Consider the following 19747-nt stretch of genomic DNA (forward strand, 5'->3'; position numbering starts at 1 on the left):
CCCTCATTGTCCGGCTGTCCATGCTTCTGCTTCATACGAAAAGTTTCGAAAGATTGCCTTGCCGGCCCCGGCGACATCCAGCCCGATGCGCAGGCTTTGGAAGCCGCCGAGCGTATTATGATGCATGCCCGACACTTCTACCGTCTTGTCGTATCGGAACCATTCCGCACCATCAGAGCTAAAGTAGAAAGACACGATATGCTCGTCATTGACGATGCGCAGAAATGCACGTCCTCCTCCGGTCGGGATGACCGCATAGCTCTTGAACGACCGGAAATGCCGAACCCCCTTGGCGCTGATCCCGATGCCCAGACAGGCCGATTCGTTGTAATATAGCAGCAGCCGGCCCTCGGCATCCCCTTCCACGGCAATTTCCACCTGAGCCGTATACCGCTCATGTCCCGGCATGAAGAAGAGCGGCGACCGTTCCGCTCCCTCAGCCGTTCCTTCTGCCGTCAGGCCATTAGGTCCGGTGCGAAATCTGGACGATGGCGCGCAACCCTCGCACTGCCAGTGCAGCCCGAGCTCCGCCTCGTTCAGCGAATCGAGAAGCACCTCTTGCGGCGGCGAGTTGACGCCCCTGCCCCTGCCAGCCACTCGAAACCAGCCGTCAGCGGACCATTCGACGCGCTCCAGCAGGGTCTGGCGGCCCAGCGTATGGTAGCCGTTCCTGTACGCATGATAGACCATCCACCATTCGCCGTCCGGCGTATCAATCAAAGAGGCGTGCCCCTTGGACCACCACGGCTCTTCCTTCGACCACGTGCGGATAATCGGATTATAGGGGGAATGCTCCCATGGTCCCCATGGCGTTCTCGATCTCGACGAAACGGCCATGTGGCTGGTCGGCGGTCCTGCCGTTCCGCCAACCGCTACCGTCAAGTAATAATAGCCGTTATGATAGGTCACCTTCGGCCCCTCCAGGCTGTATGCCTCCACCACCCAATCCTGCGGATACCTCCAGCCGTCATACACTTGCTTGACCTCGCCGATGACCGACAGCCCGTCGTCCGACAATGTCGCGAACGCTCCGCCGGACATGTGCAAATACCTTTTGCCGTCAGGTCCCACCGTATGTCCGGGATCGATCCCTCGAATCCCGAGGCTTACCGGCTCGCTCCAAGGCCCGGCCGGGTTAGAGGCGGTAACGACCCAATTGGTTCCGCCTGCAGGATAATAGATATAGAATCTATCGTTATGCATCACGAAATCCGGCGCCCATACATCCCCCGCATACCGGGTGAGGGCCGCACCGACGCGGCGCCAATTCCGCAGATCCCGCGAGTGCCAGATGATGAGCCCCGGCGTCAGCTTATATGATGAATGGGTCATATAGTAATCATCGCCGACCCGGATGATCGACGGGTCGGCGTAGTTGCCCGCGATGATCGGAGCATAAAGCCCGGCATCCGAGTCCTGGAGCACGGCATCCTCGTGAACGGGATCTTGAGGTACAGAGTCCAGGAGCACGGCACCCTGACCGGATGCATCGCCCGGCTCCGAACCAGTCGGCCTGTTAAGGCCATTCGTCTCACCGCGTGATTCTGCTTCTGCATGCGTCATGCTTCTACACCTCTTCTTATCCCTTGATGGAACCAAGCAGCGCCCCTTTGGCAAAATGCTTCTGCAGGAACGGATATACGCATAAAATCGGCAGCGTTGCCACAACGATGACCGCCATCTTCACCGTTTGCTCCGGCGGACGAACGATGTCCTCCATGCCGGAGGTGTCCGCGGCCAAGCCGCTGGCCAGGATGACGATTTGCCGCAGGATGACCTGCACCGGCCATTTGGCCGCATCGTTTAAATACAAAATCGCCTGCATATACGTATTCCAATACGTAACGGCATAAAACAACGAGATGGTTGCAATGGCCGGCATCGACAAAGGAATGACGATCCGGAACAGAATCCCCCAATCGCCCGCCCCGTCAATCTTCGCGGATTCCTCCAGCCCCTCCGGCAAATTTTGAAAGAAATTTCGCATAATGATCAGGTTAAAGGCATTGATGGCGGACGGGACGATCAGCGCGGCATACGAATCGATCAACCCCATCTCCTTAACGACCAGAAACGTCGGAATCATGCCGCCGCTGAACAGCATCGTGAACAGCACCATGAACATGATGAAATTGCGGCCGTCCAGATCCTTGCGGGATAAACCGTAAGCCATGAGGCAGGTCAGCAGCATACTGAACAGCGTGCCGAAGAATGTGACGCCCACGGAAACGCCAAGCGATTTGAACACCGTATTGGTTGAAAAAATATATTTGTAGGCATCAAGCGACCATACGGTTGGAAAAAGGACGAACTGCTTCTGCGCCAGCTCCGTCACCGTCGTGAACGAACCGGCGATGACGTGAAGGAAAGGCAAAATCGTAACCAGCCCGATGATCAGCAGCAGCGTATAGTTGACGAAATCGAAGATACGGCTCGAGATCGTTTTATCTTGGACCATAGCGATCAACCTTTCTCGTATTAGTAGATTCCTTCTTCTCCGGCCTTTTTGGCCAGCCAATTCGCCAGCATGACCAAGATCAGGCCGATCAGCGATTTGAAAAATCCGACCGCCGTGCTGAAGCTGAATTGTCCCTGCTTAAGACCGGCCGTATACACATACGTATCGAATATCTCCGCCACATCCCGATTCATCGAGTTCAGGAGGAGATAGATATGTTCGAACCCAAGCTCCAGTACGTCCCCGATTTTCAGGATCAGCAGGACAACGATCACGCTGCGGATCGAAGGGAGCGTAATATGCCACATTTGCCGAAAACGGCTGGCACCGTCTATCCGGGAAGCCTCGTACAATCCGGGATCGATCGCGGCCATGGCAGCCAGATAGATGATCGTCCCCCATCCGGCCTCCCGCCATATCACCTGGACGATATACATCGGCCTGAACCAATCGCTGCTCATCAAGAAGTTAATTTTGTCGAAGCCGGCCATGACCAGCAGCTCGTTAATGATCCCGCGGTCCATGGACAGCATAACGAACGATATGGATACGATAATGACCCAGGACATGAAATGGGGAATGTAGACCAAGGTTTGGATAAACCGTTTAAACACCTCGCGCCGCACTTCATTCAGCATGAGGGCAAGAATGATCGGCACCGGGAAATAGAACAGCAGGTTCATAAAAAACAGCAGTAACGTATTGCGCAAAATCGTAAAGAACATCGGCTCGGTAAACAGCCGCTCGAAATGCTTGAGCCCGACCCACGGGCTGTCCATCACGCCGAGATAGGCCTGATAATCCTGAAATGCGATAATCAATCCCGACATCGGAATATACTTGAAGATCAAAAAGTATAAAAATCCGGGAACAATCATGAGATAGATCGCCCGGTTCTTCCATATCCTTCTCATTCGTCCGGAATCCGGCTTCGTCTTGGCGCCTTTGCCCATTCCGGCCTGCACGGCGGTTTCGCTCATGACTTCGACTTCCTTTCTGTCCCCGGTTTAACGGGAGACTGCATCATCTGCAGTCTCCCTGCTTCCGGGATGGTGGCATGTTTCGTTATTTGGATGCTTCATACGATGCGTTATATTCGTCGATAATTTGCTGTCCGCCGCTCTTTAGCCAATTATCGATAACGGCCTGGAAGCCCGCTTCATCAATATCACCCAGCATGAATTGGTAAGTTCCGTCTTTAATCATCTCCTGCAGCTGCACGCCCTTCTCATTAAACGTTTTGGAATCCAGCGCAGCTGACGGATCCTCGATCAAGTAATCGTTATTCTCAACGATCAATTCCTCCGATTTCGCCTTGACCGGGAGGATATGCTTCGCTTCCAGGAAGCCTTCAACCGTTAACGGTCCTCCGACCTGCATCGCCTGGTAAGGCTTGACTTCACGGTCGGTCAGCTTCGTGTCCTCAGAAGGAACGACCTTGCCGTCTTCGATCTTATGATGCTCGCCCTCTATGCCCCAATAGATGAGGTTTCCGAGCTCCGTGCTCATCAGCTGATCCATGAAGGCAAGCACGTCTTTCAGCTCCTCTTCGGATTTAATCGCGGTTTTCGGGAAGAGGATAACGGAGCCGTATCCCGGAACGGACCAGATGCCGAAGCCGTTAGGACCGCCCTCGATCTTGTTCTGCACATCCAGCTCGGCATTCGGGTTAACCTCCACCACTTTCGGATGCAGGCTGGATACATCGCCCATCGCACCGATGTATACCCCGGCCTTGCCGGTAATCAGCAGATTCTGCTGGTCCGTTTTGCTCGTCACCGGGAAGTCCTGATTGATCAATCCTTCCTGATGAAGCTTCTTGAAAAATTTCATCGTTTCCATATACTCCGGAAACATGAATTCAGGTGCGAGCTTGCCGTCCTTCTCTCCCCAGTTATTCGGCGTTCCGAACCAGGAGCTGATCGTTTTGAAGGCGCCGTAGATGAGGTCGTTCCGATCCGTCAGCGGAATCGTATCGTCCTTGCCGTTGCCGTCCGGATCATTCTCCTTGAACTGCTTCAGCATATTGTAAAATTCGTCGATCGTCGTTGGTGTCCCGAGCCCAAGCTTGTCAGCCCAGTCCTTGCGGTAGATAATGCCCTGCCGGGAGAGCGGAACCTCGCGGTACAGCGCGTATACTTTGCCGTCCACGGCCGTATTCTTCAAGACATCCGGTTTCAGCCTGCTGAGATTCGGGTATTGGTCCAGCAGAGGTCCGATTTCCCAGAATTGGCCGTTCCGGATTGCATCCCGCATATTGACGAGGGAAGCCGCATTCTTTAGATAGGTAACCTGAGGCAGCGTTCCTGTCGCCAGGGAAGCATTTACTTTTTCGTCATACGTTCCGTCCGGCACCCACTGGATCTCCAGGTTCGTGTTCGTTTTTTCCTCAATGATTTTCTCAATCTTATCCGAAGGAACTTCCGGCGTGTGGAGGTTTGCCATGATGGAGATGGATACCGGACCCTTCGCTTGTTCGCCGCCTGCAGGCGCTTCGCCGTTCTGACTGCCCGTTGCTGTTGAGCCGCCGCCGCAGCCTGCCAATACCGCTAAAGCGGTTACAATTGCCAGTATGGTACTGGCTTTTTTCTTTTTCATCATTCTGACCTCCATTTTTAAAATTTCAATTTGGGCTGGCATGAACAGCTTAACGGAGGGATGGCGGGTACGCATATAATCCCGGGATTGGGTGTGCGGCTCGAACGGCTGGGACGGTGCGTCAGAATCGTCATCAAATCTAATGATTATGCTGTCAACGCCTGCATCGATTGAGACGGAGCGAATGCCCGAAGAGCAAGGCTATGCAAGGCGCTCACAGGCAAGCAGTGATTACTTCAGCATTTGCACATCATGTCTGGACGCTCCTACTAGAAAAACGCAAAAAAAACGCCAGGGAATCTACTCTCCCTAGCGCTAATTCTCCTGATTATATCGCGGAATCGAGTTATACAGCGGAGTCGAGCTCCGGTACGATTCGTTAAACTCCTTGATGATCTGCGCCCCTCCCTCTTCCAGCCAGCGCTCGACCTGCGCTTCATACCCCGCCTCATCAATCATCCCAAGAATGAATTGATAGGTCGCATCACGCATGTTCTCTTCCAGCCTAACCCCGATCTCATTATATCGGGCGGATTCGAGCGGAACGGTCGGATCGTTGATTAGGAAATTCTCATTGTCGAGAATGAGGCGCTCCGCCTTGTCTTTAGCCTCGTTCCTGGTTACCGGTTGAAGCATGCCGTCGATGGTGCTTGGTCCCCCGATCATGAGCGCTTGATACGGCTTTACGTCCTTTTCCCTTAGATTGTACGAATCCACGGCCATGGCTTTACCGTCCTGAACCGTATAATGCTCGCCTTCGATTCCCCAATACATGTAATTGGCCAGCTCGGCGCTCATTAATTCATTGTAGAAGGCCAGCACTTCCTTCAATTCCGTCTCGGTCGGAATCGCGGACTTGGGAAACAGGACAACCGTGCCGTATCCCTGCGTAGCCCAAACACCGTACCCGTTCGGCCCCCGCACCCGGTTATGGACATCCAGCACCGCGTCCGGTTCATTGGCCTTCAGCTTCGCTTCCAGAGACAGCACGTCGCTCATCGCCCCTACATACACGCCCGCCTTACCGGTAATGAAGAGCTCCTGTTGGTCCTTCTTGCTCGTTATCGGAAAATCGCGATTGATCAGCCCCTCTTTATGCAGCCTACGGAAAAACTTCATCGTCTCCATATATTTCGGGAAACGGAATTCAGGCTGCAGGGAATCCTGATACCAGCCCCAATTGTTCGGCGTTCCAAAATAGGAGCTGATGGTCTTGAATGCACCGTAAATCAGGTCATTGCGGTCCGTGAGCCCGATCGTATCATCGAGCCCGTTGCCGTCCGGGTCGTCAAATGTAAACCTTTTCAACATCTCGTACAGCTTTTCCAGTGAATCCGGCGCGGAGAGCCCCAGTCGGTCCGCCCAGTCCTTCCGGTAAATGATCCCCTGCCTTGACAGTGCGCGTTCTTGATAGAGGCTGTATAATTTGCCGTCAATCGATGTGTTCTTGAGCACCTCCGGCTTCAATGCGCTCAAATTCGGATAGCTGTCCAGATAAGGCCCAATCTCCCAAAACAAACCGCTGCGGATCTCATCCTTAAAATAGGACAAAGAGGCCGCATTCTTCAAATACAGCACCTTCGGCAATGTCCCTGTCGCAATCGAGGCATACACTTTTTCATCATAGCTGCCGTCCGGTACCCATTGAATGCTCAGCTGCGTCCCCGTCTTCTCCTCGATGATCTTCTCGATCGTATCCGATGGAACTTCAGCCGTATGCAGATTGGCCATAATCGAAATTTGGGGCCGCTGGTTCTCCGAAGCATTGGTCGACCCGCTTGTCCAAACCCTTGAAATGCCGACGCAGGCAGCCATCAGCGCCAGCATGATCAGAGGCAGCAAAACATAACGCTTGGTACGGATACTCACAGCACGACAACCTCCGTTTCCCGACTTCCTTATAGACAGATTACCGAATCCGATTCTTTTATGCAGTCGTATTCAGACGTGAAGCTTCCAACATCAAATGCAAGGATTATTCCCTAGGAAATGATTATTGAACGCAATCCATAGAACCCATACAATGATTATACACTTTGTTAAACAGGAGAGTGTACCTATTGCATCCAAAAAATAGTCTTTATTCTAAAATGGTCCTGTTCGGCTGCATCATCAGTATCATTCCGCTCCTGGCTCTTGGGTTCTTCTCGTTTATGAAATCGTCCGGATCGGTACAGAATCATGTCAATACGAGCAATATCCAGCTCATGAATCAGACGAACAGCAATCTGGAACAGGTGCTGAGGACCGTGGACTATACCCTGAATTACGTCATCAACTCCAATATTTTGCAGGGTGCCCTTTACCGTCCCCTGTCCTATTACGACTTTCAGCTGTATAACAAGCTAAAGGAAGAGCTCAGCCTCCTCCAATCACCCGAGACGAGAGTCACCGATGTCATCCTCGCTAATACGACCACGAACTGGCTGATCAATAACCGGGGAATGTACGAATTTAATGAATACGCTTCCAAAGATACGCTCCTGTCTCTCATGGATATGCAGGGCAGCTCCAACTGGGTCATGCTGGACACCGAATCGCTCGGCTCAAGCGATACCCTCAGCTATGCCTGCCCGTACACGATTGCTCTTGTCAAAAAAATGCCCATGTCTACCTCGTCCGCCCGGGGAATCGCCCTAGCCACAATCCCGAGTTGCAGTCTTGCCGCTATGATGGACAGCCCCTCTCCTTCCAGAGAGGTCATGGTGCTTGATCACAACTACCGAATCGTCGTGCATCCCGATCAGGGAAAGGTCGGCCAATCCTTGACCGAGACCGGATATAACAAGGATGAGCTTGATCGCTTCGACAGCAAAAGCGGGCAATTCGAGACCCGAATTGATAACAAGCCGATCTCCGTTACCTATGTGAAATCGGATTTCAACGGCTGGCTGTACGCTTCTTTTACCGAAATGTCGGCGGTGACCAAGGAATCCCGCTCCATCGGCTGGTTCACGCTGTATATTTGCCTGCTGATGATCGGGCTCAGCATTCTGCTGGTGTGGCTCGGTACCCGCAGAGTATACTCGCCGATCCGCCGCATCCTGCAGGGCATCGCCGAGCGCCTCCCCGATCTCCAGGCTAATAAAAAGAACGAGCTGCAAATTATCGATGAGCATATCCGGGATATGTTCAATTCGAACACCCAGCTTCGGAACGAGCTGCGCCAGAACAGCCGGCAGGTGCGAACCTTCTTTCTGCACAAGCTGTTTCTCGGCAGAATCAGCCCGCCTGAAGCAGAGGAGCAGATCGCGCTGTTCGGCTTCCAGGAGCAGGTGGCGCAGTGGGAGCATCTCGCGGTCTTCACTCTCCAGATCGATACGCTCGACGATACCCGGTACGAACGCAAGGATTCGGATCTGCTCCTGTTTGCCATCAATAACATGATGGAAGAGATGATTCCATCGATGTTTCGGTTTCCGCCTGTCATTATTGACCAGACCCAGGTGACGCTGATCGGGCGGGGCGGAATCCCGCTGGAGGAATTCAACGATTATATCTACAAGCTGTCGGAGGAGATCCAGAGGACGACCCGCAGCTTCCTCGATCTGGAGGTCAGCATCGGCATCAGCCTTCCGTATAAGACGTTGATGAAGACGTCCCGCGCTTACCAGGAAGGAATGGAAGCCTTAAAGCACCGGATCAAGCTCGGTACCGGCGTTATCATCCCTTATTTCAGCGTGAATTCAGGCAAGCATACCCGGGTCTACTTCTATCCGATGCAGGTGGAGAACGAGCTGATCGACGCGATCAAGCTGGCGGAGGAGGTGCGTGCGCTTGAGCTCCTCAAGCAGTGGCTCGCCGAGGTATTTCAGAAGGACCGCACGCCGCACGAGTACCAAATCTCATTGATCCGCCTGCTGAATGACCTGATGATCGTGATGCAGGAGAACGGCATCGTGCTGGAGCAGCCCGACTTTGGTAACAGCTCCCTGGTTGAGGAGCTGCTGTCGCTGTATACCGGTCCGGAAATCGAAGGTTGGTTCAAGACCCGCGTCATTCGCCCGATGGTGAAGGTGTTCCGGGACCGCCAAGATTCCCAGTATCAAAATCTGTCCGAGCAGATCATCGAGATCATCCGCAATGAATTCGACCGCAACATTACGCTGGAGGAATGCGCCTCCCGCTTGCATTACAACAATTTTTACTTAAGCAGCGTGTTCAAGAAAGAAACGAATATGTCGTTTAGCGAATATCTGTCGCAGTACCGGTTCAAGATGTCCAAGAAATGGCTGGTGGAGACAGACATGCCGATCAAGGACATCGCCGAGAAGCTCAGCTACAATAATTCGCAGAATTTTATCCGCTCCTTCCGCAAGCTGGAAGGGATGACACCAGGTCAATACCGGGCCAAATACAAAGGATTGGAGGGATGAACGGAACGGCCCTCGGGCTGCTCCATCCCTGCTTCTTTATTCCAGCTTCTTCCCTTCGATCCCGGTCTTACGAGCCTGAAAACGGACTCCAAGGAACCTCCCCTTCGAAGATGCAGCCAAGCGAATATTGATCGGCTTGTTCATCCGGCAGCGTGCCGGACCAGGATACCCGGTGCTGCCGATCTGCCCCGGGACCGGCGCAACGGTATTCCACATAGGTCACGGTTGCTTCGCTCTCCGGCTTGTCCCAGTTGTCCCAGCCTTCGGCTCGAATATGCGCTCCCATCCAGCAATCGATCCATGCCACCTTTGCGTGGTTACGCCATGGCCGGCCTAAATACACGGAGCCCTCGGGCGCATCGCCCGTCAGCCTGCAGCGGACAAACACATAGCCGTACGGGCTGCTTTCCGGCGTGGACGCGGCCGTAATCCAGCCGTTAATCTCCGGATGCCGCTCTACATGAGGAAGGTTTTCCGCGGTCAGACGGTTGCGGGAGAAGATTTCGCAGTCCGTAAACACGGCTGTCGCCGAACCGAAGATAAAATCGACATCCCCCTCGATATAACAGCTGTCGTACCACTGGCGTCCGGCTACCTTATGCAAGCCGTCCCGGGGTCCTCCAAAGCTGCCCCGCTTCAGCGGTTTATCCGGCAGCGGACCAGTGAACAGCGTATCCTGATGCCCGATAAAGCGGCAATTTCGGAACCGGATGCGGTCGCCGTCCACATAGGCGGCCAGCGCCTGTCCGACAAGCTCGCCCCGGCCGGCGTCATTTCTTATCGTCAGGTTCTCGACCGTCAAATCGTCCGCACCAAACAAAACGGTGTAAGAGTTAAAAGTATGGTACGGGCTGCCGTCGGGGAACGTTTTTCTGGCGTAGTCGTCATATGCAATGATGGTTCCTTCGGCACTTTCCCCAACGAGATGAAGAAAGGGCTTCTCAATATGGAGCTTCTCGTTATATACGCCCTCGCGGATATGGATGACGGTTCGTAGCTCAGCCGTTCCGCCCGGCGCATGGTCCACCGCTTCCTGAATGCTGCGATAATCCCCGCTTCCATTGAGCGCTACCGTAATCAAGCGCTGCTTCTCTTGTTCCGGCAATATCCTCATGCTCTTGCCCTCCCCTGACATATTCACTCACCGTATCCCTCCGTCGCAAACCGTTATTCCCTTCCCTATATGTATATGGCTTTCTCGGGGGAAAATCTCGATATCGTTATCATCGATATTCTAATTATCGATATCCTTATCATAGTAGAGATTCGTGCATTCCGCATACAATCCCTGGATAAGCCCACGTCCTGTCACCCGAATGAACCCCTGTGCCGCGGAGCCCAAATCTAATGATTATTCCTAAAAACACATCAGATTACCAAAAAAGGTCACCTCCGTCCGGTACTTTTCAGCCGGCTGTGCTTCTACAATGAAAATAGTATTCTTTAAAAGCTGGACGATGTCCATCCAACCAAAGGAGATCTATGCCATGAACCGAGAAATGCAGGCCGATATCGTTATTCTCGGGGGCGGAACAGGCGGAACGGCCGCCGCCCTCGCCGCCGCCAAATCCGGAAAAACCGTCATCATGACCGAGGAAACAACTTGGATCGGCGGGCAGCTGACTAGCCAGGCCGTCCCCCCGGACGAACATCCGTGGATCGAGTCATTCGGATGCACCCGAAGCTATCGACTGTTTCGTGAGGGTGTCCGGCAGTACTACCGGGATCATTTCCCTATGACCCCCAAGGCAAGGGCAACGGTGAATCTCAATCCGGGCAGCGGCATCGTCAGCCGGCTGTGCCACGAGCCCCGGACCGCCCTGGCCGTGCTGCAACAAATGCTGGCGCCTTACGTTCACAGCGGCAAAATCAAGATTCTGTACAAATCGGTAGTCGAACAGGCGGAGGTTGACGGCGACCAGGTGAAGAGCGTAACGGTCAAGCTGCTTGAGACCGGAGATCGCATCATCCTTCAAGCCCCTTATTTCATCGATGCAACAGAGCTCGGGGACCTGCTTCCGCTAGCCGGAATCGAGTATGTGACCGGAGCCGAATCCGTGGAGCAAACCGGCGAGCCCCATGCGGTGAGCGGAGAACCGCTGCCGCAGGATATGCAAGGCTTCACCTATTGCTTTGCCGTGGATTACTTGGAGGGTGAAGACCACACGATCGATAAACCGCAAATGTATGATTTCTGGCGCCAGTACAAGCCGGATTTCTGGCCGGACCGCCTGCTCAGCCTGACGGCAGTAAAGCCCTCCACGAACGAGCCGGTCGATTATGAAATATTTCCTGGCCACGGCAAGTTCCCGCTGTATCAATACCGTCAGATCCTGGATCCGAGGCACTTTGCGGAAGGAACCTTCGACACCTCGGTATCGCTTGTCAACTGGCCGCAGAATGACTACTGGCTTGGTTCCATTATCGATGTTCCCGAAGAAGAGGCTGCGCGCCATCTGAACGAAGCAAAGCAGCTGAGTCTGTCCCTTCTGTACTGGCTTCAGACGGAGGCACCGCGTCCGGACGGAGGTCAAGGCTATCCCGGGTTGCGTCTACGTCCGGATGTTGTCGGAACGGAGGATGGCATGGCGATGTATCCGTATATCCGGGAATCCAGACGCATTCAGGCCGAATTTACCGTCCTGGAGCAGCATGTGGCCACCGATTCCAGGCCAAGCGGAACGGCGGAAGAGTTCTATGATTCCATTGGCATCGGCTGCTACCGGATTGACCTTCATCCAAGCACGGGCAATCGCCCGTATATCGACATCTCGTCCTTACCGTTTCAAATTCCGCTCGGCAGCCTGATCCCGAAACGGGTAACCAATGTGCTGGCCGCCAGCAAGAACATCGGCGTCACCCACATCACGAACGGGTGCTACCGCCTTCATCCTGTGGAATGGAACATCGGCGAAGCCGCCGGCTACTGCGTCAGCTATTGCCTGGATCACGGCATCCTCCCTACGAACATACGCAACAACGAGGAAACGCTGGCCGACTTCCAGCAAAGGCTCACGAGTGAAGGAATCGAGCTGAAATGGCCGGCGCTGCGCCCGGTATAAGGTATTCTGTAGTGAAAATACAGGAATCCAAGCTGCACAGATCTGAATAGACAGTTGCCGGTTATGAACCGGCGACTGGTTGTTTAGTCCTTTGAATGCGAATTGAGTTGATGTGGAGTTTTCAGCGTAAACAAAAAACGGCAAACTAAGATACGACGTAGAGTCTTAGTCTGCCGCTTTTTTCATGGATTAACGTTTCTCTTTAGCTTACGGGCTGCCGACTACCCCCGCCACTTTCCCCTCAATTTTGTCTGTGGGTAATGGCCCGAACAATCTGCTATCATTACTGCGGGACCAATCATCTCCTACAAGATAAACATGGTCTTCGGGGATTTCGATTTCCTCCATGCTCATTTGTTGAAAATATTCCACATTGTTTTCAATGTTTTTTCGTATATGACTTTCTATGTCATGGCGCTCTAAAGCTTTTTTCAAACTTTCGAGATCATCCCCCAGTCGATGTGCCCTTCCGTAAAAAGCATCCAGCAATTTGTCGTTAATATAGATCTGTCCTTTTTCAATCTTTACTTTTTCGCCGGGCAGCCCGATAACTCTGGAAATGCTGTACTCACCAAGATTCTTTTTAGTCTCAGGATTCCTGAAGTATACGATATCACCACGGCTAATCGAGTGATCATTGTAATACTTCAAATCAATCACAACCTGTCCTTCTAAATCATGATTCCCACGATCCATGTTGTCATAGTTATGATTATAGATGATCTGCCCGGAATCCAACTCATGATTGGTTACTGTATTAATCGTTGGCTTGGTTATGGAATCCGTGATGATTTTACTTGTTTTATCTGAACTACACCCTGTAAATATTAGTACAAATACAAAAAGGACAATGACGACTCTCATCATCTTCCCCCCTTCGACTTCTTACCCTTTATAACGAAATCTCAAGGGTAATTGTTCCCGACATATTCAGGATTGGTTGAACTTTTCCACCCGTTAGCTTAATGACCACCATAATGGTTTGTAAAAAATTCCGAATAGCGTTTGCCGGATCGGAGGCGGCCGGAGGAGCTTGCTTGCCGGGCCCCGAGTTATTCAAGGCGCACAGAATTCTTATAAGCTTTCATTCCATTGACGGGGAGATATCCCACAAAATAATATACAACTATATACCCGAAGGTGGGATCACGTATGGATATGACAGTCGTATTGGAGCAAGCCGTCGAATTATTTGTCCATGAGCTGGGCGACAATCTGGCCGGGGTTTATTTGCATGGATCCTTGGCCATGGGCTGCTTCAACCCGGCAAAAAGCGATGTGGACCTGCTGCTCGTGGTGCATCAAACATGTTCAAAGGAGCAATGGAAGCGGCTGGCCAAACGAATCATCGCTTTTCAAGACAATCTTCTGCGCGGGCGGGGGCTTGAGCTGAGCGCCGTGCTTGCATCGAGCATCCGGAACTTCGTCTATCCGCCGCCATTTGAATTTCATTACTCGGACTTTCACCGCGAGAAATATATCGCCGACGAGAATTACTTCTGCGGCGGATTCGGCGACCCCGATCTGGCCGCTCATTACACGGTTATTTACCATCGGGGACGCACCTTGTACGGCACGCCGGTTCGCGAGATGTTCAGTCCGATCGACCGGACATATGTTGTACAAGCCCTCCTTCATGACGTTAGCGAAGCCGTACAGGAAATTAACAAATCTCCGCTGTACTATACGCTCAATCTGTGCCGGGTGCTGTACTACCTCCAAGAGGGCGTCGTCTCGTCCAAACAGGAAGGCGGTAAATGGGGCTTGCACACGCTTCCCCCGGAGTACCGCCCCATCGTGGAGCATGCGCTTCGCGAATACGCTGGTGCAAACGACGCTTCTGTGATCGAAAGTGCCGGGCTTGTCCGCTTCGCTGAGCACATGCTCGGCGAAATCACCCTCGCCGTCGAAGGAGGAGCGTCCACAGGGTTAGAGCGCTGAGACTGCAGGCTGCACATTTGGGATGATCCGTTTCATGACGCGATCCAATACGGAGCGGAGAATCATGATGCGACGGTGCGTACCAGCGAGCTCGTTACGACCTGTAGCCATGCTGTGAATGTAAGGCTGCAGGGCAACACATAGCGGTTATATGATGTACTTGACTGGTTACGCGTTGATTCGTTCGCATTGACTCGTTAATACGTTGGCTCGTTATACGTTAGCTTGTATCCGTTGTTTCATATGCGTTGACTCGTTATGCATTGACTCGTTATGCTTTGGTCCGTTCGCATTCACTCGTTAATGCTTGGCTCGTTATGCCTTGGCACAAAAAATTCTCCCCCAGGTCTAATTCTGGGGGAGAATTTCCTTTAATTCTATGCAGTCGCGGGATGCTCAAGAAATTGCCGCATCTAAGCCAACGCCTCCGTATTAAATCAGCACTGGGGTTGCCGCAGACTGCCACTTGGACTATTGCACTGTCCTACTGTTCCAGCTTGCCTTTCGTACCTTTACTATGGAGAAGCTAGCGAAGGCAGCCTTCTTTTCGTTCACCTTCGCAGACTCCTGAAGAAAATTAGCGGTTCATATAACCTGCCATTTCCAGCATTCTGGCCAAGACGGCAGCGCCCTCGGCACGGGTAGACTCGGCATCCGGTGCAAAGCGTTCGGACCCGCGACCTTTCATAATGCCCGAATGCACGATGGCCGACACCGCCTCCTCGGACCAGCCAGCAATGCTGTCCCGGTCCTTGAAGCCCTCCAGCACCGAGCCCGGATCAACGGCCTCCAGTTCGGTTCCGGCAAGCTTCATTGCGCGGACGAGCAGCACGCTCATCTGCTCCCTCGTAATTCGGTCATTCGGTCTGAACTCGCCGCTGCTGAAGCCTTCAATCAATCCATGCTCTACGGCCGTCGCTACAGCTGAAGCATACCAAGCGTCCGCCCCGACGTCCCGGAAGCTGGCGTCGCCCGCCTGCTCCTTCAGCCCGAGCGCCCGCACGAGCATTGCCGTAAACTGGGCCCGCGTTACCTGCTCATTCGGACCGAACCGGTTCTCGCTTAGCCCTTCAATGACGTGCTTGGAGGCAAGCAGTGATACGTCCTCATTGGACCAATGATCCTTCACATCCGCAAACGTCTTTTCATATGCGGCCGCCGTATAAATGCCGCCTTCCCGGAATCTGAACTCTGCTTGAGCCGCCCGGATGATCGCCGGTACGAAATACAATTTACCGGCAGCCGCATCCCATCTCAGCACCGATGTAGAAGATGCGTTGACACTTCCCGGCAGCGGCTTGGTGAATTTGGCCGGTGCACCCTTCCAAGCTGTGATCGGCTTCAGCGTATCCCCCTGTTTCCAGGCAAAGGATAGCTCAAGGGATGCACCAAGCTTGGAAGCTCCCTGCCGCAAGGCTTTGCTGATCGCGTCTTCTTCCGCTTTCGCGGCGCTGCCGACCCGAATCTGAAGCGTATCGGCATTCCCCTGCTGCAGCATCTCTCGCAGCACCTGAATTGGAAGCTCCAGCTTGCCGAAGGCCGATTCCACGGTGATAGAGCCGCCTTGCAGCTCTGCTGCAGCTGTGCTTATGCCTTTAGCCGGCAAGTTCAGCACGATGGAATCCGCCGCTTCGTCGAATGCATATCCAAGCACACGAGACGGTGCTGGCTGCTTGCGCAGCTGTTCGATATCCGCCAGCATCCGCTTCTCATTCGCATCGGCTGTCACCACGGTCCGTCCATCCGCGCCCGTCTCTTTCTTAATGTTTAGGCGAGGCTCTTCCGGCTTAGGCGGGATCGGAGGCTCACCACCGGATCCGCCTCCCGGATTTCCAGGGTTGCCAGGGTTCGAGCCCCCGTCTCCTGTTGACGTCCGAATCACCTCGAATGTTTTGCTATTGGTTTTATAGTTGTCAACGTACACGTCGACCGTAACCGAGTTGACGCCGGTTGCCAGCGGAACTGCAGCCGTAAATTTTCCGTTCGTGGCCACCGACGCTTCGCCGCCGTTTACGTTTACGGTAGCCTTGCCGGGTCCAAGAACTTCAACCTGCCCCTCGAGCTGAAGCTGGCTGTCCCGCGTCTCTTTCCCCTCATCATCCATCAGTCCGCTTAATACCGCGGAACGCACCTGATCGCCCGTATTGTAGGCGTTCGCCACGAGCTGACGCAGCGTTCTCGTGCCGGACGGGTCCAGCGTGGAAATGACGAAGCCGCCCTGAGGGATGACGCTGTTATTCTCCTCCGGTGATCCCCAGCTCCATTTGATGGCCTGATTGCGGTTTACGACTTTCGTAACCTGACCGGTGTTATCGACAACGACCTCGACGCCAAAGCGGTTGGTGCCCGTGGAGTAGCCGAAGGCCTCCGTCATGACGTTGATGTTCCCTTCGATGCGGTTGACATTATAATAATTGCCTTCCAGGAACGTATCCGGGCTATTCGGCAAGCTCATCCCGAGCTGGTAGTCCTTCACCCATTCCCGGTCCTGAAGCGCTGCCTTGGCGATCGGCCAGTTGACCTGGGAGGCGTCGAACAGCATCAGGCCGTTCGTATTTTTCAATCCGGCTTGGAACACTTCCCGCTGCACCGCCGGGGCCTGCACGTTGTTCATTGCGATCCCTGCATACAGCGGAATCTCCCCGTTCGTCACGATGTTACCGAGCGTAATGTACTTCTGAATCTCCTGACTAGTCGTTTGATAAGCCCCGATCATGAGGAAATCCAAATACTCAATGTATCCCGTCTCATAATAATCCGGCGTATACACCGATTCGTCCGGCATGCCGAGCGCTGGATGGTACCTGAAGTTTTTGCTGCCCCAGTTCACGCCGTTTAAGTAATAGGTCTCATACCAGGAGCCGACGTAAGAGGACACCTGGATCGTCTTGCCCTTGGTAGCCTCATAGGAATCCGCCAGCTCTTTTACCTCCCGGAAAAAGCTTTGAATCGTCCCGGAGCGGAATTCCCACCATTCTTGAATCAGCGGACCATATACCCGCACATTGTTCTCATAGTAAAAAATATCGTTCGGCCAATTGGTCAACTGCTTGTTTTGGGCCTGGAGGAACTGCTCGAATTTCACGCGAGTTTCCTCGCTGAAATCCGCCCCCTCATTATCGTAACGGCTGCGGTCATGAACGATGCCGTCCACGTCATAGTTTTTGATGATTTCCTCAAACGTCTTCAGCTGATAATCGCGAACCTCGTCATTGGCCGGATTGACAAAAGCGACGAGCCCCTGCTTGTTGCTTTCCCGAAGACGCTTGATCTCCCCGTTGTTCTCCGCGAAGTAGACGCGCTCCTCCCAGTCCAGATGATTGTTGAGCACGGCATATTCGTTATGGGCGATCGAGCCCTCAGCAAATACGTTAATCGCCGCATGGATCTTCAAGCCCAGCGCATGGCCGTGATCGATGAATTCCTGCAGCAGATCGAGATCCGGGCTTGCTCCGGCCTTCTCCGGCGCCTTGATCTCGCTGACGTAAGGCCTTCCCGTCAGGTCGTTCTTTTTGTACGATACAAAGCCCTCCACGCCCTTCACGTCCAAAGCGATGGAAGTAACGCCCGTATCCTTGGCTCTCTCCAGGAATTCACGGACTTGCTCGCTGCTTTGGAATTTCCGCACATTCGATGCCTGGTCAACCCAGAGAATGACTTCTTTCTCAGACGAAAAGCCCGGTCTTGCGAACACCGCAACCTCCTGCTTATCCTGCTCGATCCCGTTCTTCTGCACCATAACCTCGATATAATTGATGCCGGCGGTGAGCGAATAGTTGTAAGTAAACGTGCCGTCCGCACCAAAAGGAACCTCGGTCCCGTTCACGAGCAGCTTGATCGCGTTGATGTCGTCTATGTTTTCGATCTTGCCCGATATGACCGTACTGCCCTCCGTCACGGTATACATCTGTGCGTTATCGAGCTTAAGCCGGGCAATGGCGCCGTTGCCGCTCATCAGATCCCGCACCTGAACGACCTCGCCGTTCTTGCGCAGCTTGATAACGTCTCCCACCTTGAAATTTTCGGCCAAATAACGCTTGATGTTGTTGCCGGTGTAGCTGTTGTCCTGTGCCATCAGCACGTAGCCGCCTTCGGGAATTTCAAGCTCCGTCGGCCCCGTCCACACCGGCGGCTTGCCGTTTATGGAAGGGTTGATGACCTGCAGCACCCGGTTGTTGGCATCCACCTGAACCGCGACATTCGTCTGCGGAACCGTGATAGACGTGCCGAAATCCCTCGTAAACAAAGCTACGATGTTCGGGATGCCGGTTACATCTTTATCAATATAGTCCAGTTTCTTGCGCGGACCCTCAATGTCGATCGTAATATCTTTCGGGGCCGCTTCGACCTCGATATAATCTTGATTTTCGACTGGCTCATAAACAACGTTTATCGTCGTGGAAGCCAGTTCATTCCCATTGATGATCAGCTTTACGGTGATCGGGTTGGCCCCAGGCTCCAGATACACGTTCATCCGGAACATCCCTTCCGCCGACAGCTCGGCTTCCTCGCCGTCCACGGTTACGACGGCATCCTGATCTGCCGCCAGGTTAGCCACAAAGCCCGCAACCTCCACGACAGGGATATCGACGAGCATACCGTCCTCCGTAATCAGATGCAGCTCCGGAGGCAAAGGATCTGGATCCGGTCCTGGCTGATCCGGAAGGAAATCTCCGGCATTGACCTCAGTTTCCCCGCGCATGAGCTTCACCTGCTCGCCTTCCCGGAAATGCTGGAACAGCGTTTTTTGGTACGTGGACGTATCCCAGTCTGCCGTCTTCCCCGTCAAGACCACATATCCGCCTTCGGGTATCGGCAGACGCATATCCGGGTCCCATCCAGTGGGAGGATCGTTATCCGGACCTACGACCTGCTGTACCGTTCCGTTTGCATCCACAGCGACGGCGACATGCAGCGTCGGCACCCAGATTTCCTTGTCATATACCGCGTTGGTGACCCCGGAGCCGCTGGTATACAGCGCCAAATAATCGCTTTTACCTTCCAATGAAGCACCGGTGACATTAATATCGGTCAACTCCAATTCGGTTCCGGATCCATCTCCGGCCACGAACGTGACGGGCTCAGGATTCGCCCCGCTCCCTCCCTGATCGGTCGGTACGGTGTCGGCGTATAGCGGCATCGCCGCAGGAGCCAGCAAGGAGAAGATCAGCGAAAGGCCGAGCAGCAAAGACAGCCTCCTCCGAAACATACGATTCATTAACAGTTACCACCTTTCATCGCATATTAGGATTTCCAGCTAGTTCAAGCACCACTTTTTTAGCAACACCTCCTTTCTAAAAGTTGTGAAAAAG

General features: G+C 53.5%; 11 protein-coding genes. 3 read left to right on the top strand and 8 right to left on the bottom strand.

Annotation, left to right across the window (positions count from 1 at the left end):
• Nucleotides 1-3: 3 nt before the first annotated feature.
• The 5 genes from NST44_RS27410 to NST44_RS27430 all read right to left on the bottom strand — a co-directional run bounded on the left by NST44_RS27410 (nt 4) and on the right by NST44_RS27430 (nt 6883).
• Nucleotides 4-1563 carry a family 43 glycosylhydrolase gene (locus tag NST44_RS27410; RefSeq protein WP_340901133.1) on the bottom strand — a complete coding sequence of 520 codons (1560 nt, stop codon included), beginning with the start codon at nt 1561-1563 and terminating at the stop codon, nt 4-6.
• A gap of 16 nt (nt 1564-1579) precedes the next feature.
• A complete protein-coding gene (locus NST44_RS27415; protein WP_007129324.1) occupies nt 1580-2458 on the bottom strand; it encodes a carbohydrate ABC transporter permease in 879 nt (292 codons plus the stop codon).
• A 20-nt stretch (nt 2459-2478) separates the two neighbouring features.
• The gene (locus NST44_RS27420; protein ID WP_007129323.1) at nt 2479-3438 is read right to left on the bottom strand and encodes an ABC transporter permease; all 960 of its coding nucleotides are present in this window, start codon (nt 3436-3438) and stop codon (nt 2479-2481) included.
• A gap of 85 nt (nt 3439-3523) precedes the next feature.
• A complete protein-coding gene (locus NST44_RS27425; protein WP_340901462.1) occupies nt 3524-5056 on the bottom strand; it encodes an extracellular solute-binding protein in 1533 nt (510 codons plus the stop codon).
• A 315-nt stretch (nt 5057-5371) separates the two neighbouring features.
• The gene (locus NST44_RS27430; RefSeq protein ID WP_340901463.1) at nt 5372-6883 is read right to left on the bottom strand and encodes an extracellular solute-binding protein; all 1512 of its coding nucleotides are present in this window, start codon (nt 6881-6883) and stop codon (nt 5372-5374) included.
• Between the two features lie 233 nt (nt 6884-7116).
• Between NST44_RS27430 and NST44_RS27435 the strand changes: the two genes are divergently transcribed.
• A complete protein-coding gene (locus NST44_RS27435) occupies nt 7117-9432 on the top strand; it encodes an AraC family transcriptional regulator (RefSeq protein WP_340901134.1) in 2316 nt (771 codons plus the stop codon).
• A gap of 67 nt (nt 9433-9499) precedes the next feature.
• Here NST44_RS27435 and NST44_RS27440 read toward each other — a convergent pair whose 3' ends face one another.
• A complete protein-coding gene (locus NST44_RS27440) occupies nt 9500-10546 on the bottom strand; it encodes a pectinesterase family protein (protein ID WP_340901135.1) in 1047 nt (348 codons plus the stop codon).
• A gap of 373 nt (nt 10547-10919) precedes the next feature.
• Here NST44_RS27440 and NST44_RS27445 point away from each other — a divergent pair, with 373 nt between their 5' ends.
• A complete protein-coding gene (locus tag NST44_RS27445) occupies nt 10920-12494 on the top strand; it encodes an FAD-dependent oxidoreductase (RefSeq protein WP_340901136.1) in 1575 nt (524 codons plus the stop codon).
• A 207-nt stretch (nt 12495-12701) separates the two neighbouring features.
• On the opposite strand, the gene lepB is transcribed toward NST44_RS27445, so the two are convergent.
• The gene (lepB, locus tag NST44_RS27450; protein WP_340901137.1) at nt 12702-13358 is read right to left on the bottom strand and encodes a signal peptidase I; all 657 of its coding nucleotides are present in this window, start codon (nt 13356-13358) and stop codon (nt 12702-12704) included.
• 288 nt (nt 13359-13646) lie between these two features.
• On the opposite strand from lepB, the gene NST44_RS27455 reads away from it, so the two are divergent.
• The gene (locus NST44_RS27455; RefSeq protein ID WP_340901138.1) at nt 13647-14435 is read left to right on the top strand and encodes an aminoglycoside adenylyltransferase domain-containing protein; all 789 of its coding nucleotides are present in this window, start codon (nt 13647-13649) and stop codon (nt 14433-14435) included.
• A gap of 577 nt (nt 14436-15012) precedes the next feature.
• Here the strand turns inward: NST44_RS27455 and NST44_RS27460 are convergent.
• Nucleotides 15013-19653: an S-layer homology domain-containing protein gene (locus NST44_RS27460; RefSeq protein WP_213614281.1), complete on the bottom strand. Its 4641-nt coding sequence runs from the start codon at nt 19651-19653 to the stop codon at nt 15013-15015.
• Nucleotides 19654-19747 lie beyond the last annotated feature (94 nt).

This window comes from Paenibacillus sp. FSL W8-0919, from assembly GCF_038003785.1.
Lineage (GTDB): Bacteria > Bacillota > Bacilli > Paenibacillales > Paenibacillaceae > Paenibacillus_AQ > Paenibacillus_AQ lactis.